The organism is Hyphococcus aureus (assembly GCF_042643165.1).
In the GTDB taxonomy this organism is placed as follows: domain Bacteria; phylum Pseudomonadota; class Alphaproteobacteria; order Caulobacterales; family Parvularculaceae; genus Hyphococcus; species Hyphococcus aureus.
The window spans coordinates 828,200-843,205 of the sequence record NZ_JBHRSH010000002.1; the positions used below are offsets into that span (position 1 = coordinate 828,200).

General features: G+C 59.8%; 10 protein-coding genes. 1 reads left to right on the plus strand and 9 read right to left on the minus strand.

Translation table 11 applies throughout. The features are described 5' to 3' along the window. Positions 1-20: 20 nt before the first annotated feature. From der to ACFOOP_RS16990, 8 genes are all read right to left on the minus strand, one after another. A complete protein-coding gene (gene der, locus ACFOOP_RS16955) occupies positions 21-1,400 on the minus strand; it encodes a ribosome biogenesis GTPase Der (protein WP_379882335.1) in 1,380 nt (459 codons plus the stop codon). Positions 1,401-1,428: 28 nt separating this feature from the next. Further along, positions 1,429-2,823: a PQQ-like beta-propeller repeat protein gene (locus ACFOOP_RS16960; RefSeq protein WP_379882336.1), complete on the minus strand. Its 1,395-nt coding sequence runs from the start codon at positions 2,821-2,823 to the stop codon at positions 1,429-1,431. Between the two features lie 3 nt (positions 2,824-2,826). Then, on the minus strand, positions 2,827-3,678 hold the full coding sequence (locus ACFOOP_RS16965; protein ID WP_379882337.1) for a tetratricopeptide repeat protein: 852 nt from the start codon (positions 3,676-3,678) through the stop codon (positions 2,827-2,829). 202 nt (positions 3,679-3,880) lie between these two features. Then, complete coding sequence (gene aptA / locus ACFOOP_RS16970) at positions 3,881-5,227, minus strand: omega-aminotransferase AptA (protein WP_379882338.1); 1,347 nt, start codon at positions 5,225-5,227, stop codon at positions 3,881-3,883. A gap of 3 nt (positions 5,228-5,230) precedes the next feature. Then, on the minus strand, positions 5,231-6,724 hold the full coding sequence (locus ACFOOP_RS16975) for an aldehyde dehydrogenase (protein ID WP_379882340.1): 1,494 nt from the start codon (positions 6,722-6,724) through the stop codon (positions 5,231-5,233). Positions 6,725-6,733: 9 nt separating this feature from the next. Further along, positions 6,734-7,564 carry a hypothetical protein gene (locus ACFOOP_RS16980; protein ID WP_379882341.1) on the minus strand — a complete coding sequence of 277 codons (831 nt, stop codon included), beginning with the start codon at positions 7,562-7,564 and terminating at the stop codon, positions 6,734-6,736. A gap of 81 nt (positions 7,565-7,645) precedes the next feature. Next, positions 7,646-9,964 carry a TonB-dependent receptor gene (locus ACFOOP_RS16985; RefSeq protein ID WP_379882342.1) on the minus strand — a complete coding sequence of 773 codons (2,319 nt, stop codon included), beginning with the start codon at positions 9,962-9,964 and terminating at the stop codon, positions 7,646-7,648. A 290-nt stretch (positions 9,965-10,254) separates the two neighbouring features. Then, a complete protein-coding gene (locus tag ACFOOP_RS16990; protein WP_379882343.1) occupies positions 10,255-11,841 on the minus strand; it encodes a tetratricopeptide repeat-containing sulfotransferase family protein in 1,587 nt (528 codons plus the stop codon). A gap of 121 nt (positions 11,842-11,962) precedes the next feature. On the opposite strand from ACFOOP_RS16990, the gene ACFOOP_RS16995 reads away from it, so the two are divergent. Then, a complete protein-coding gene (locus ACFOOP_RS16995) occupies positions 11,963-13,990 on the plus strand; it encodes an amidohydrolase (RefSeq protein WP_379882344.1) in 2,028 nt (675 codons plus the stop codon). Here the strand turns inward: ACFOOP_RS16995 and ACFOOP_RS17000 are convergent. Continuing rightward, positions 13,972-14,676: a GntR family transcriptional regulator gene (locus ACFOOP_RS17000; protein ID WP_379882345.1), complete on the minus strand. Its 705-nt coding sequence runs from the start codon at positions 14,674-14,676 to the stop codon at positions 13,972-13,974. The two genes, ACFOOP_RS16995 and ACFOOP_RS17000, sit on opposite strands and share 19 nt — an antisense overlap. Positions 14,677-15,006 lie beyond the last annotated feature (330 nt).

Consider the following 15,006-nt stretch of genomic DNA (forward strand, 5'->3'; position numbering starts at 1 on the left):
GCCTTCATCCTACGATGCGCCTAACGGCGCTTTTCTTTCGTATCATATGGATTGGCAGGCTTTTTCAAAATCAAGCGGATCGGCACAGCCTTGATATCAAAGGCGTCGCGGATGCCGTTAATGAGATAGCGCCGATAGGACTCGGGCAATTCATCCGCGCGCGTGCACTGCGCCACAAAGGTTGGCGGGCGCGTTTTCGTCTGGGCGATGTAACGCAGTTTTATGCGCTGGCCGGAAACGGCGGGCGGCGCGTGACGATGCACCGCCTCCTGCAGCCAGTCATTGAGTTCCGGCGTTTTCACCCGCGCATTCCAGTCAATATAGACCTTGATCACCGCCGGCATCAGCCGGTTCACGCCCGCGCCGGTCAGCGCGGAAAAAGGCGTGATGGGAATATCCGGCGCCTGCGGAAGAAGACGGCCCGCCGTCTCTTTCAGCTCGCGCATCTTCTGATCCTTGTCCTCGATCAAATCCCATTTGTTGACGGCGATCACCAGCGCGCGACCTTCGCGCAAGGCAAGATCCGCAAGCTGAAGGTCCTGCTTGTCGAAAGGATTTTCAGCGTCGAGAAGAAGCACTGCAACTTCGGTGAACTTGATCGCGCGCAGGGCGTCGGCGACGGACAGCTTTTCAAGCTTGGACTGAACTTTCGCTTTCTTGCGCATGCCCGCCGTATCGAACAGCTTCACCGGCCAGTCGCGGTCACGTCCGCGCCATTTCCATTCGACGGAAATTGAATCGCGGGTGATCCCCGCCTCCGGTCCGGTCAGCAGCCGGTTCTCACCGATCAGGCGATTAACAAGGGTCGATTTGCCGGCATTCGGACGGCCAATGATGGCGACGCGCAGGGGCTTTAGCGGATTGTCCCATTCCTGTTCTTCATCGATTTCTTCTTCGTCATCGAGTTCCGCCAGGAAAGGGTCGAGCGCATTGTAAAGCTCGGCCATGCCCTCGCCATGTTCGGCGGAGATCGCGATGGGATCGCCGACGCCGAGCGCATAGGCGTCGTAAAAGCCTGCATCGCCCGCATTGCCCTCAGCCTTGTTGGCAAGAAGGATCACCGGCTTGCCGCTGGCGCGCAACAGCGATGCAAAGGTTTGATCGAGAGGTGTCACCCCCGCGCGCGCATCAATCAGGAACAGACACGCCGCGGCTTCAGCGACGGCGGCGTCGGTTTGCTTGCGCATACGCCCTTCAAGCGCCGCCTCGGGCGCTTCTTCAAGACCCGGCGTGTCGACAGCGATGAAGGTCAGATCGCCGAGTTTCGCGTCGCCTTCGCGGCGGTCGCGGGTCACGCCCGGCGTATCGTCCACAAGCGCAAGACGCTTGCCCACAAGCCGGTTGAACAAGGTGGACTTGCCAACATTGGGACGGCCGACAAGAGCAATTTTTACCGGCATGTCCTCACCAAGCGGACGCGCACGCGCCTTAGCGCATGGCGATCAGCTTGCCTTCTTCAGTCAGGATAAAGACTTTTTCTCCCGCGACGACCGGCGAGACGACAGAGCTGCCGTCAATCTTGTCGGTCAACAAAATTTCACCCGTTTCCGGCGAGACTTTTACGATTTCGCTTTCCGTGGAGACAAGCAGGAGATTGCCGCCCGCCAATACAGGGCCCGCCCAGGAGATGCGGCCTTTTTTCTTTTTCTCTTTTTTATAACGGCGAAGCTGGGTCACCCAGACGATAGCGCCGTCATTGCGCGATACGCAGACAAGCTCGCCCTCGACCGACACGAGATAGATATAATCGCCGGCGACCCACGGCATTTGCAGGGACGCAATCGACGCTTCCCAGACCGGACGGCCGGTGCGGATGTCGATGGCGGAGAAGCGCCCGCCATGGCTGACGACGTAAACAAGACCTCGGTCGATCACCGGACTGCCCGCAATGTCATTCAGCGTCGCAAGCGAGGTCAGCCGCGCCTGACGGGCCAGCGTCATGTCCCAGACCGAGCGGCCGCTGTCGGCCAGAAAGGCCACAAGTTCGCCTGACGAAAACGGCGCCACCACAAGATCACCCGCCGCCGCCGGGCTCGACGACGAAAGGAACCGCGCCGCCTCTTCAAAAGACTGGAAAGTCCAGTCCTTGGCGCCGGTCTCCTGATTGAGGGCGATGAATTCGTTTGTGTTGGTGGAAAGATAGACGCGGCCGCGATAGGCGGTCGGCGGCGTGCGCGCCGGGGCGGTCGTTTCAACGCGCCATAGCTCATCGCCGGACTGCGCGTCGAGCGCCGCGACAAATCCGAAGCCCGAAGTCACGAAGATGCGGCCGTTCTCAAATGCGACGCCGCCGCCAAATCCGATCTCCGCCGGATTGGGGCCGCGCAGCAGATCGCGAATGCGGAAGCGTTCGTCGATCTCCGGCGCAAGCTCCTTACGCCAGACAAGATCGCCGGTCTCCGCGTCGTAGGATGAGACTTTGGTTTCCGCATCGAGAACGAAAACACGATTATCGACGACGATTGGCGGCGAGGTCAGGCGCGCCCGACGCGCAGAAGCGTCGCCCACATCGGCTTTCCAGATGGTTTTGAGTTCCAGCGGAGCGCTCAGGTGGTGCAGCGTATGGTCGGCTTCCCCGCCCGGCTGGGTCCAGGACGCATTGACATAAGAAGGAGGAATTTCAATCGGCGCATCGGCGTAACGCGGATCGGCCGTCAACGCCGTATCGAGCGCGAGGATCGAAATTCGCTCGTCATCTTCCTCCTCGGCTTTTTTGTCTTCATCATCACCGCCGCCAATGCCAAATGTGCCGCAAGCGGTAATGAGCGCAAAGCCGGACGCCAGCAGGAGTGCGCGCCAGAAGGAAAGCGATAGAGATTTCATATTTTACTCTTCGTGATTATGGCCGTCATCATGGCCGTCTTCAGCACTTGCATCCCCGGCAATGTTTTCGACCGCGCCCGCTTCTTCGGCGGCGTCTTCTTCGGTCGCGTTTTCTTCCGTATCCGTCGGTTCCCCTTGCGCTGCATCCAGTCCGAGCGACTGTACGAGCTCGTCGATCCGCAATTCACCCGAAATATTCACGCCGCTGCGGCCGGATTCTGCAAGCGCTGCGAATTCCTCCGCCCGGTCGCGAATGCCCGCAGGCGTTTCAAGATCGAGCGACAGCGCATTGAAGGTTGCAACGGCGCTTTCATAATCCTTGGCGTTCAGCGATGCGACGCCGAGAATTTCGCGCGCATAATAGCTGAACGGTCCGCCCGCCTCCGCCAGATCGCTGACATCGCCCATGACCGCGTCGCGCCCATCAGCAAGCGCCAGATAGCCGGCGCGAATGCTCGCCAGTTCGCGAATGCGTTTGGGCGCATCGCCTGCGGCGACGCCGCGATAAATTTCCAGCGCTTTCAGGCGCTCCCCGCCGGCCGCATAGGAGCTTGCCCGGCGCAAGGCCGCGAGCGCGCCATAGCCGCCTTTTTCTTCCGCCACCGCTTCCAGCGCGGCGCGGCCCGCATCCGCATCCTCCCCCAGAAGGTCGAGCGCCGCCCGATATTCGAGCGACTGTTCCTCAGCGGCCTCGGTTTTCAGATGACCCCAGATCTGCCAGCCGGCGACCCCGGCGACGATCGCCACCGCGCCAACGACAAGAGCCGCCCCTTGCTTGCGGAAGAAATCCCAGGTGCGGTCTTCCTCAAGCGCCTGGTCCACTTCTTTCAATAATACGCTGTCTTCGTTGGCCACTTTTAAATTCCTGCCCTAATGCGCGTCAGGTCCGAAAGGGACCCGCCCGGTCAGCTCAGCCGGCCCCGGAGAGCGCCGGTTCTAACGGCCTTTGGAGCCAGAGGCAACGAGGGGCCAAGGATAGGGCGAGGCGCCGCCGGGGCCCGCCGCCACAACTTGCAGATCAGCGATAAAGATGGCGATTTCAAGCCGCCGGGCGGTCTTAAGCGGCCGCCCTCAGTCCCTTTCTCAACGCCTCAATGGTCTGGTCGATCTCGGCTTTACCCATGGTCAGGATCGGCGCGATGGCAAGATTGTCGCCATTGGCGCGGATCGCGACATCATTCTCATAGGTTTTGAGGAACACGTCGGTCCCGCGGGCGCCCGGGGCGCCGGCGCGCGTTTCCACCGTCACCCCGGCGGCGAGACCGATATTGCGGATGTCGATCACATGGGGCTCGCCCTTGAGGGAGTGCGCCGCCTCCTCGAAATAGGCCGACATTTCTTTTGCGTGATCGTAGACGCCCTCTTCCGCGAAAATTTGCTGCGTCGCCAGCGCGGCGGCGGCGGCCAGCGGATGACCGGAATAGGTATAGCCGTGAAAGAATTCGACGCCGACCGGCATCGCTTCCATGAAAGTGTCGTAGATTTCCTTGCGCACAATCGCGGCGCCCATGGGAACGGCGCCGTTATTGATCCCCTTCGCAATCGTGACGATGTCCGGCTCCACACCAAAATAAGTCGCGGCGTTGGGGGCGCCCATGCGGCCGAAACCGGAAATGACTTCATCGACGATCAACAGGATGCCGTGTTTCTTCGTCACTTCCCGCAGACGTTTCATGTAATTTTTCGGCGGCACGAACACCCCGCCGGAGCCGGCGAAGGGTTCGACAATGACGGCGGCGATGGTTGATGCGTCATGCAACGCGATCACGCCTTCCAGCTCCTTCATGAAGGGCTCGACGTCGATATCCGCCTCGCCGCGCGTGAACGCCTGCGAGCCCATGTCATAGGGAAAGGTCATGTGATCGACGCCGGGCAGCAGGCTGCCGAAAAATTTGCGGTTATTGACCATGCCGCCAACGCTGATGCCGCCAAAACCGACTCCATGATAGCCGTTGACCCGGCCGATCAGGCGCGTGCGCGTCCCCTCGCCTTTCAAACGCTGATAGGCGATGGCGATCTTCAACGCCGTATCCGCCGCTTCCGACCCTGAATTGACGAAGAAGACATGGTCGAGATCGCCGGGAAACTGCGCGGAAATCACATTCGCCATTTCGAAGACTTTCGGGTGGCCGAAATTGAACGCGTTGGAATAATCAAGCTCGTCGATCTGCGCTTTCATCGCCTCGGAAATTTTCGGATGGCGATGACCAAGATTGCAGCACCACAATCCTGAAAAGCTGTCGAGGATCTTCCGGCCGTCGCTGGTGTGATAATAAAAACCTTCGGCGCGTTCATTGATGCGAGGGTTCGCCTTGAACGCCTTGTTGGGTGTGAACGGCATCCAGTAGGATTGCAGCCAGTCATTCTTGCCGGCGTTATTAGCGGCTTGCGTGTCGTTTGTCATTTTCTATTTCCGCAGTTCGATCCAGATGGTTTTCAGTTCCGTATATTTGTCGAGCGCGTGCAGAGACCTGTCGCGCCCGAAACCCGATTGCTTGAAACCGCCAAAGGGTGTGGTGATGTCGCTGCCGTCCCAGTTGTTGACCCAGACATTGCCCGCCCGCAGGGTCCGCGCGGCGCGCATGGCCTTATCGATATCGGATGTCCACACGCCCGCGGCCAGCCCGTAAATCGTGTCATTACCGATCTTCATGGCGTCATCGAAATCATCGAACCCAATGGCGGAGATCACCGGGCCAAAAATTTCCTCCTGCGCGATGGTCATCTTGTTGTCGACGCCGTCAAAGATTGTCGGCGCCACGTAAAACCCGCCGCTATTGCCGAGCGCGCGCTCGCCGCCGCAAATGAGTCTCGCGCCCTCGGCCTTTCCTTTATCGACATAGGAAAGAACGGTGTTCATCTGGCCTTCATCGACCATGGCCCCGAAACTTGTTTCCGGATCGAGCGGATCGCCGGGCTTCAGGTCCTTTGCAATCGCCGCGACTTTTTCGAGAAAATCTTTCTTGATGGAGTTCTGCACAAGGAGACGCGTCGCCGCCGTGCAGACCTGACCCTGATCGTAAAAGACGCCCCAGGCCGCAGCCTGCGCCGCCGCTTCGAAATCGGGGCAATCCTCCATCACGATCTGCGGGCTTTTGCCGCCGCATTCCAGCGCGACGCGTTTCAGATTGCTTTGCGCGGCGTAGCCCATGATGAGCTTGCCCACCGCGGTCGAGCCGGTGAAGACGATCCCGTCCACATCCATATGCAGCGCCAGCGCCTTGCCCGCTTTTTCGCCAAGGCCCGGCACGACGTTCAAAACGCCTTCGGGAAGCCCCGCCTCCATGGCAAGCTCCGCCGTCCGAAGCATCGTCAGGCTCGCCTGCTCCGCCGGTTTGATGACGATGGAGTTGCCGGTCGCAAGCGCTGGCGCGAATTTCCACGAGGCCATCAAGAGCGGGAAGTTCCACGGCACAACCGCGCCGACAACGCCCATGGGTTCGCGCACGATCATGGAGACGGCGTTATGGGGCGACGGCCCCAGCTCGTCATTCACCTTGTCGATAGCTTCGGCGTAATAACGGATCGCCTGCGCCACCAGCGGAATGTCGGCGCGGGTGGTGTTCGCCAGCGGCTTGCCCATATCGAGGGTTTCAAGCAGCGCAAGTTCGGCGGCGTTGTCGTCAATCTTTTGCGCGAAGGCGAGCATCACGTCGCGCTTGGCGCGTGGCGCCATCTTGCGCCAATGGCCGGTCTCAAAACTCGCGCGCGCGGCGGCGACGGCGTCATCAATGTCGGCGGCGTCGCAGGCGCTCAACTGTCCAAGCTCGCTGCCGTCAATCGGCGTTATGCACGCCATGGTCTCGCCGCTTCGCGCCGGACGGAACGCGCCATTGATAAAGGCGCCGGTTTGAATATTCACGCCGCCCCGGGCGCGGGCGACACTGTCAGCAAAGGTCATAAGGGCTCTCTATGTAATCAATCCGGCCGCGCGGCGTTCCGCGTTTTCTTCCTGCCAGGTGAGCATGTTCATTTCGATAAAGAAGAAAGCCACAAGCCACAAGACGGCGTCCCAGGCGTCCCAGGGCTCACCCAGCATCCACCAATAGAAGGCGCACACAAAGAGAATTCCGTAAAGCAGGATTTTCGACGATTTGTAGGCGAAGAAGAACTTCGTTCCGAAGAGCCGTGAGGACTGGAGATAAACCTCCGCCTCCAGCACTGCGACGATAAGCACCCAGACGGACGCGTTCAGAACATCAGTCCAGGCAAGGCGCGAGATCAGGCCCAAATTCTCCGATGTCGCCATCAGATTGGCGTTGGGGTTGATATACGCCCCACTGACAAGCGCGGCGCAGTTTTGCGCATCAAGGGGAACGTAATCATCGAGCGCCAGCGCGAAACTTAAATCGCCGCCAATAAGCGTGCATGGATCAGCGCCGCTATAAGGTTCAAACCCGAGCGGTATCCATAGCGTCGCCCAATAACCATAGAGCGCATAGAGAATGATCGCGCCGCAAATGAATGTCAGGATATTGATGGTCCACTCGACGCCCGCCTTGATGCGGTCATCGGGAAGCACGAAGGTTTCGAGCTCCAGCAGGAGCAGCAAAACAAACCAGGCGGCCGTATCGATCGAGTCCGTATAGGCGACAATAATGTCGCTCAAGGCGACGCCGTCTTCATAGGTCGCCGCGCTGCCAGCGAAATTTTCAAAAAAGAAGTGGCCGGTGTTCACCGCCAGCGCCGCATAAACGAGATATTTGAACGACTGGTAGAGCTTGCCGGTTTTTACGATCATGGGTGGCCCAAATAATTACGCCGGTCGTGGGTGATGACCGGCGTAAAGATTATCGTCGACTGGCGGACATTGTGAACACCATCACTCGCCGAATTCAACATTCAGGAGAACGCCGAAAGTGCGCGGACGGCTCGGCCCGAAATAATGCGCCGGGATAATGCCCGACCCGTCAGCGACGCCGTCATAGTAAAGCTCGTTGGTGACGTTCTCCACATAGCCCATGACGCTCCACCCCGCCTCGGACGCGTAGCCAAGCCGCAAGGACAGATCCGCATAGCCGTCATTAACGGCTTCGGCTGTGTGCAGAAGATTGCCATAAGTTGTTGTCTGGCCGAAAATTTCCGCCGCCGCCCGGATTTCGCCGGGGCCTGCGGGATAATGGAAGCCGAGCCGCGCCGCGCCTGAGAATTTCGGCACATAGCCGAGCGCTGCGCCTTCACAATCGAGCGTGCCGTCGCATAGGGGCGAAGCTTGCGTCACTTCAGTGTCGGCATAGGCGCCGGCGAGATAGAGATCGAAGAACTCCCCGAGATCCGTCGTCGCCGATCCTTCAAAGCCCCAGCCTTTCACATTGCCGACATTCTCCACGAGAATGCCGCCGCCCATGCCCGCGACCGTCACCTGAAGGTCTTTGTATTCGTAATAATAAGCGTTGGCGTCGATGCGGGTCATGCCGCCGAACAGCTTGCCTTTAACGCCTGTTTCATAGGACCAGACTTTTTCCGGGTCGAACGGGTCCGGCGTCGCGTCCGCATTGGTCAGGTTCAAGCAGCTGTCGTCAAACGGCCCGCAATAAGTGAGGCCGTCCGTCTGGATCGTGAAGCTGCCGAAGCCGCCCGCCTTGAAGCCGCGGGTCGCGCTCGCAAAGATCGTCCAGTCATCGGCCGGATAATACCGGGCGATAAAGCGCGGCGTAAACGCGTCCCAGCTTCCCTTGTCTTCAATGAAGCCATCCGTGGTGTAGCCAAGCGCGAAATAGGGCCCGAGCTGGCTCGCCACCGGCAGCCCCTGAATGCCGAATTTCTTCACGTCTTTGGAATATCGAAGACCGACGCCCACATCGAACTTGTCGGAAAGCGCCAGCGTGGCGTCCACATAAGCCGCCCAGCCATGATAGCGCCCGCGCACAGCATTGCTTTCAAGCAGTCCTTCGGCCGCCGGTGTGAAGGCGTAATAGTAATAGGCGAAATATTCCGAACAGGAATTGATGCCGTAATAGGTGAGATAATAGTCGCACATCACCTCTTCGCTGGAGCCTTGCGAAAAGAGAACGTCGATTTCCTCATGATAATAGGATGCGCCTGCATACCAGGAGAGCGGGCCGTCGCCATTGGAGACGACGCGCATTTCCTGTTCGAAGTAGTTGCCTTCCTGATCTTGTGCGTAATCATTGATCCGCAGCGGCGTGCCGTCGAAATCCTCGGCATAGGTGAATTCGTGATCTTTATAGCCGGTGAGCGATGTCAGCGTGACCGGCCCGAAGTCGTAATTCAGTTCAAGTCCGAAGCTCAGGACTTCTGAATCGTCGGCTTCGCCAAGCCCTTGATCGGAATCGATATCCCGTCCATCGCCGCGCAGCCCCGTAATGCCAAAGATGTCCTGCAGGGTCTCCCAGCTGTCGCCGAGTTCCGTTGCGCGATAAAGCGACCCTGACTGTTTGCGGTTTTCATATTCCGCCGTGAAAAGCCCCTCAAACGCGCCGTCGGAATATAGCGCCGAAAAACGGCCGGCGTATTTTTCCGGCTCGATCTGCGGGTCCGTACCCGGCCGGGCGAGGTTGTCGACATAGCCGTCTTCGTGACCGCCATAACCGGCGATGCGCACAGCAAAGACATCCGACAGCGGAATGTTGATCGCGCCTTCCCCGAACAGGCGGCTGCGTTCTGCAATATCGAATTCGGCGTAGCCATTATAGCCGTCGAAATTCGGCTTCGCCGTGTGAACGCTGATGGCGCCGCCAATGGCGTTGCGCCCGAACAGAAAGCCCTGCGGACCGCGCAGGATTTCCGCGCGCTCCATGTCGTAAAGGCTCGTCACCACGGCGCCGTTGCGGCCCTGATAGAGACCGTTTTTGAAAAGCCCGATCGAAGGATCGCCGCCTGCGCCGAAATCATTCGTCAGAATGCCGCGCATGGAGAGCGTGTCGATGAAGCTGTCCGCCGAGTTGCCCGTGGCGCCCGGCGTGAACTTCACCAGGTCCTTGACATCGTCCAGGTTCACTTCGCGGGTGAAGTCGCCGCTGAACGCCGTAATGGCGAGCGGCACATTCTGAATGGATTCCTCGCGCTTTTGCGCCGTGACGATAATTTCATCGCCCTGGGCATAGGCGGGCGCGGCAAGCATGGCCGCCGCTGAACAACCGGTAAGGAGAAAACGTTTCTGGAGAGAGAGGCGTTTCATCTAAAGGCCCTTTCACTAGGCGCCGGGGGAGTGACGCAAAAAGGCGCTGGACGCGCGGAGAATTTCTCTCAAATTGGTAACAATAAAGCCTTAAGCCCACAACGCGTGCGCCCGATTTGCGATCTCAGTGCGCACGTTTTTTGTCGCGGCGCGGCGAAAATGCCACGCCAGCCTTATAAATTTGATATTTTCTCCTGAAATATCAGCATTTTGATCCAAAATCCGTGGACCGATCCGTGGATCACAATCACCCGGTATGAACCGCCAAAAAACCGTTTGTGATCACAAACTTAGTCGTCCTGGTCGATAAAAATTCCGGCGTCGCGAAGCGCCATCGCCATGGGATCGAGCGCGGCGCCGTAGCGCCGCCAGCGTCCCACGGAGCGGGTGTGGGGCTTTTCGCGGACCTGCACCGCGCTCGCCGTCGCCACCGCAGTTTTCTGTTCGTGGAAGGCAAGGCACTGATCTTCCCACGGCAGATCGAGATAGCTGATGAGCGCGCGGGCGCCCGGCTCCAGATCGGCGACCGTCGCCTCATAGGAAATGTCAAAAAAGCGGCCCGGAAACAGCCGCCGCCAGTGATCCATGAGCTTCAGATGGCGGGCGTGATGACGGCCCATTTCGGCCTGGTCGTAGGAATGAAAATAGGCTTCGGCGAAAAGCTGTTTGTAGCTGGCGAAACAGGAATCCATGGGATCGCGCGTCAAATGAACGATTTTCGCTTTCGGCAGCGCCGCGAGAATAAGCGGAATATGGAGATAATTGCCGGGCAGCTTGTCAACGAAGCGCGGCGCCGTCCCGCGCATCACCGCTGATGCGCGCAGATATTCCTTGCCGAGCGCCGCCGGATCGACCGCCGCCGAGGCGCGGATCACTTCCGGCGCCCAGCGGTCGGGATTATCGGACTTTGTCAGCCTGCGGACAGACAGGCCGAATTGCTGCAGCTCCCCGGCGGATTGCACCATGGAGTGGCTGGCGATGATGCGCTCGATTAGAGTCGTGCCCGTGCGCGGCTGACCGACGACAAAGATCGGCGACGCATCGTCATGACCCGCCTGAACATTCGCCGCCCAGTCAGTGTTGTAAGTCTCATGGAGGGCGGCGAACATCGCCTCCTCAGCCTCTTCGTTATAATCGATAGTAGATCTTTTCGCCGCTGCGCCGGTTTCAAATGCGCGGAACGCCTCGTCCCACGCCTCGCAATCTTCGTATTCCTTGCCGGCGGCGTAGGCGAGAAAGGCGCGCGACGGCGTGTCCTTCACGCGCTCCGCTTTTTCCATCAGCCTGTCCGCCCGCGCAGTGCTGTCGGCTTTCTTCAGAGAGGAAAACAGCCACTCCGCCTGGGCCATATCGTCATCGCGCGCGAGCAAGGCGGAGAGCGTTTCTTCCGCCGCCTCTCGCTCGCCAAGGAAAATCTCCGCGCTGGCGAGATTGACCTGATAGGCCGGGCGGTCGGGCGCGCGCTCCACGGCGCGGGCGTACCATTGTTTCGCCTGCTGCTGGTCGCCAAGCGATGACGACACAACCCCGATCAGATCCGCCGACGCCGCATCCGCGGGCTTCGCGGCGATCGCTTTTTCAAGCGCCTGTTCGGCGCGTAAGGGCTGACCCAGCCGGATAAAAATCCGCGCCAGTTGCGCCCAGCCGGCGCCGTGACCGGGAGCGAGTTTCACCACCGACCCGAAAGCGCTCGCGGCGGTTTTCAGATCGTTCATGTCGAGCGCGATCAATCCGACCAGAAAGTGGATTTCCGGATGGGCGCGGTCGATCATCATCGCCGCCTTGCAACACTCGCCTGCCTTCGACGCATCGCCCCTGTTGAGGGCGGCGAAGCCGTCGCGCAGGAGCCCTGCAATCCGCTGCTGATTATCGCTCATCCAACCGTTCCGCTGACGCGCCCTCTTGTGAACCGGCGCGGCCCATGATCATCATGACCCATGATGGAAGATTTCGCCGGACGATGAAAGCCACGCGCCGGCGCCCGAAAAGAGAGAACACATGAAGATCAAGATTTCCTGCCTCGCCATGTCGATGATGCTCGCGCTCACGGCTTGCAACGCCAAGAATGAACCGGCGAGCGACGCCGATGCGCAGCTTCCGGTTACGCTTTTCGTCAATGGCCGTATCTACACCGCGAACGAGGAAAGAGCGTTCGCGGACGCCATGGCTGTGCGCGGTGAAGAAATATATGCAATCGGGGGCGCTGACGACATGGAAGCCCTCAAAGGCGCCGATACGGAAATCATCGATCTCAAAGGCCGTCTCGTTCTCCCCGGCCTTCATGATGCGCATATCCACCCCATCAGCGCCATGCCGGTTCCTGTTTGCAGCCTTGAAAACGCACCGATGACGCTGGCGGAAATCGCCGCCTATTCCAGCGACTGCACCGCGCAGCCCGGCATGGCCGAAGGCGACTGGCTGGTTGTGCTGGCGTGGAACTTCGCCGCTGGAAACCAGCCCGGCAAGGAGTTCAAAAGCATCCGCGAGGCGCTGGACTCCGTTTCAATGGAACAGCCCGTGATCCTGCGCGGCAGCGACGGGCATCATTACGGCGTCAATTCCGTCGCCCTCGCCCGCGCGAAAAACGCCGATGGCGACATTGTCGGCTTTACGAAAGAAACGCTCGCGACCGACTTCGCCGATCTCGCGGCCTATATCGGCGTCGACGAAACCGGCGAACCGAACGGACGGCTGACCGAAGATTATGCGCTGACCGCAATTGATGCGGGCAACCTGCTCGATTCCGGGCTCGCGAAATCGCGCGAGGCGCCGGAACTGTTGATGGAAGTGACGCTTCCCAAAGGCATCACCTCTTTTCTCGACGCCGCGGCCAGCCCGGATACGCTCGATATTTACGACGCCTTGCGCGCCAAAAACGGGTTCCATGCACGCGCGCATCTGGCGCTTTATTTCGACCCAAGCGAATATGGCGACGAAAGCGGAACTGTTGATTACGCGACGATTTTGGGCAAAGCGCAGGCGATCCGCGAAAAATATGCGGACGATCCCCTGATCGAAGCAGACTTTCTCAAACTCTTCGCCGACGGCGTCCTGGAGGGCGACCCGCTTTCCGATCCGCCGATGCTGCCCAACGCGGCTTTCTCCCGTAACTACTTACAGCCGATTTACGTATGGGATGACGAGGCCCAGTGGGTGCGTGTCGCCGGTTACGCCGATACATCAAGCGCGCTTTGTGAAAACACCCGCGCCGACATCGCCGCCGGAAACACGCCTGACGCCGTCGCTTTCAAGGCGGCCAATGGTTTCCACCCCATGCAGTGCCTTCAGGCCAACGGCGTTCTTCAGCACCCTGAACAGATGATCATGGATTATGTGCGCGAAGGCGACAAAGCCGGTTTCACCTGGCACATCCACGCCATCGGCGACCGCGCCATTCAAACCTCCCTCGACGCCATCGAGGCGGCGCGCACCGCCAATCACAGCGGCGCCAAACATATTCTCACCCATCTACAACTGGTGCGGCCCGAAGATTTCGACCGCTTCGCCGCGAATGACATCTATGCGTCCTTCACCTTCGCCTGGGCGTCGCGGGACACCCAATATGACGCCACCGTCATTCCCTTTGTTGACCGCGCCGACGGCCCGAACGGCATGTACGACCCCGATGGATATTATTTCAGCAATGTCTATCCGGCGGCGTCCCTGCGTGACGCCGGCGCCGTCATCATCGCCGGATCTGACGCGCCCGTGGACACCAAGGATCCGCGCCCCTTCATCAATATTGAAGGCGCGGTTTCACGCTCTATTTTCGGCCTGCCGCCGTTGAACCAAGATCAGGCGATTTCAATCTATGACGCCGTTGACGCCTATACGATCAATGCGGCGAAGGCGTTGAAGCAAGATGACATCGCCGGCTCGCTGGAGCCTGGAAAGAAAGCCGATTTCATTATCCTTGATCAGGATATTTTCGACCTCACCGAAAACGGCAAGGCCGCTGACATCAGTGAAACCAACGTCCTGGAGACATGGTTCGGTGGCGAGAAAGTCTATTCCTCAGGGGAATAGCCGCGAACAATATTGCTCATGCCCTGCATGATGTCTTCGCGAACGGCGGTCTCGAGCGTTTCGGGATCGCCGGCGCGCAAGGCCGCAACAATTTCCTTGTGCTTGTCGTCGTCAAGCGACGAAGTGCCGAGCCTGCCGATAACGACACGCATGAACGGGCCGGTCTGTAACCAAAGGCTTTCCACCAGCCCGAGATAGACCGGCGCTTCTGGCGCTTCATATAGCGCAAAGTGAAACTCGCTGTTGTATTTTGCATAATCGGCGCTGTCACCGCGCTTGATCGCCTGATCGAGCGCCTCGTCAATCCTCGTAAGCGTCTCGGCCAGCGCCTCGCGCGCGGCGGTCGGCGCCTTTGCTGCGCGCGCGGCGAGCGACGGCTCCAGCGCGAGGCGCGCATCGCAAAGCTCTTCTAGTTTTTCCTTGCTCATGCGCGCGACGGCGACGCGTCTCGTCGGGGTGATCTCCAGCGCGCCCTGCGCCGCGAGCTGGCGGATCGCTTCACGCGCCGGCATGGCGCTCACGCCGAACTCGGCCGCAAGCCCGCGAACGGAAAGCGCCCGCCCCGGCTCCAGCTGGCCCGAAATGATCGCCCGCCGCAAACGCTGATAGACTTCCTCATGCACCGCCGCCGGGCGGGAAAGGCCGTTATCCTGTGAGACTTTGTCCAGGGCCGCTAACGCCGTCATGCTCGTCGCCTTTGTTAAAGCCATGCCCGCTTCCCCAGCCAGCGTTGACCGCGCATGTCGCGGGACGCGACCTTACGGCCTTTCCGCCCAAAAGAAAGACCGCAGGGTCCGGTCTTAAACCCTCTTCACTAAAGGGTCTTGCGCTGCCCTCCGGCCCGGATTAATTGTGATCACGTTTTGGCGGCTTGTGAAGTATTCGCCTTTCGTTAGGCTAAAACAGGCGAGTATGGGCCCCGTCCCGGCGGCCGGCGACACCGGGTGGAAGTTCTCCCGGGACGCTAAGCCCCCGAAACAACGAGACAAGTTTCAACGGGCGTACTGCGCCGCCAT

Excerpts from the sequence above, each read along its gene's own strand:
- der (WP_379882335.1), bottom strand. The coding sequence starts at position 1,400 with ATGCCGGTAAAAATTGCTCTTGTCGGCCGTCCCAATGTTGGCAAGTCC.
- ACFOOP_RS16960 (WP_379882336.1), bottom strand. The coding sequence starts at position 2,823 with ATGAAATCTCTATCGCTTTCCTTCTGGCGCGCACTCCTGCTGGCGTCC.
- aptA (WP_379882338.1), bottom strand. The coding sequence starts at position 5,227 with ATGACAAACGACACGCAAGCCGCTAATAACGCCGGCAAGAATGACTGG.
- ACFOOP_RS16975 (WP_379882340.1), bottom strand. The coding sequence starts at position 6,724 with ATGACCTTTGCTGACAGTGTCGCCCGCGCCCGGGGCGGCGTGAATATT.
- ACFOOP_RS16980 (WP_379882341.1), bottom strand. The coding sequence starts at position 7,564 with ATGATCGTAAAAACCGGCAAGCTCTACCAGTCGTTCAAATATCTCGTT.
- ACFOOP_RS16985 (WP_379882342.1), bottom strand. The coding sequence starts at position 9,964 with ATGAAACGCCTCTCTCTCCAGAAACGTTTTCTCCTTACCGGTTGTTCA.
- ACFOOP_RS16990 (WP_379882343.1), bottom strand. The coding sequence starts at position 11,841 with ATGAGCGATAATCAGCAGCGGATTGCAGGGCTCCTGCGCGACGGCTTC.
- ACFOOP_RS16995 (WP_379882344.1), top strand. The coding sequence starts at position 11,963 with ATGAAGATCAAGATTTCCTGCCTCGCCATGTCGATGATGCTCGCGCTC.
- ACFOOP_RS17000 (WP_379882345.1), bottom strand. The coding sequence starts at position 14,676 with ATGACGGCGTTAGCGGCCCTGGACAAAGTCTCACAGGATAACGGCCTT.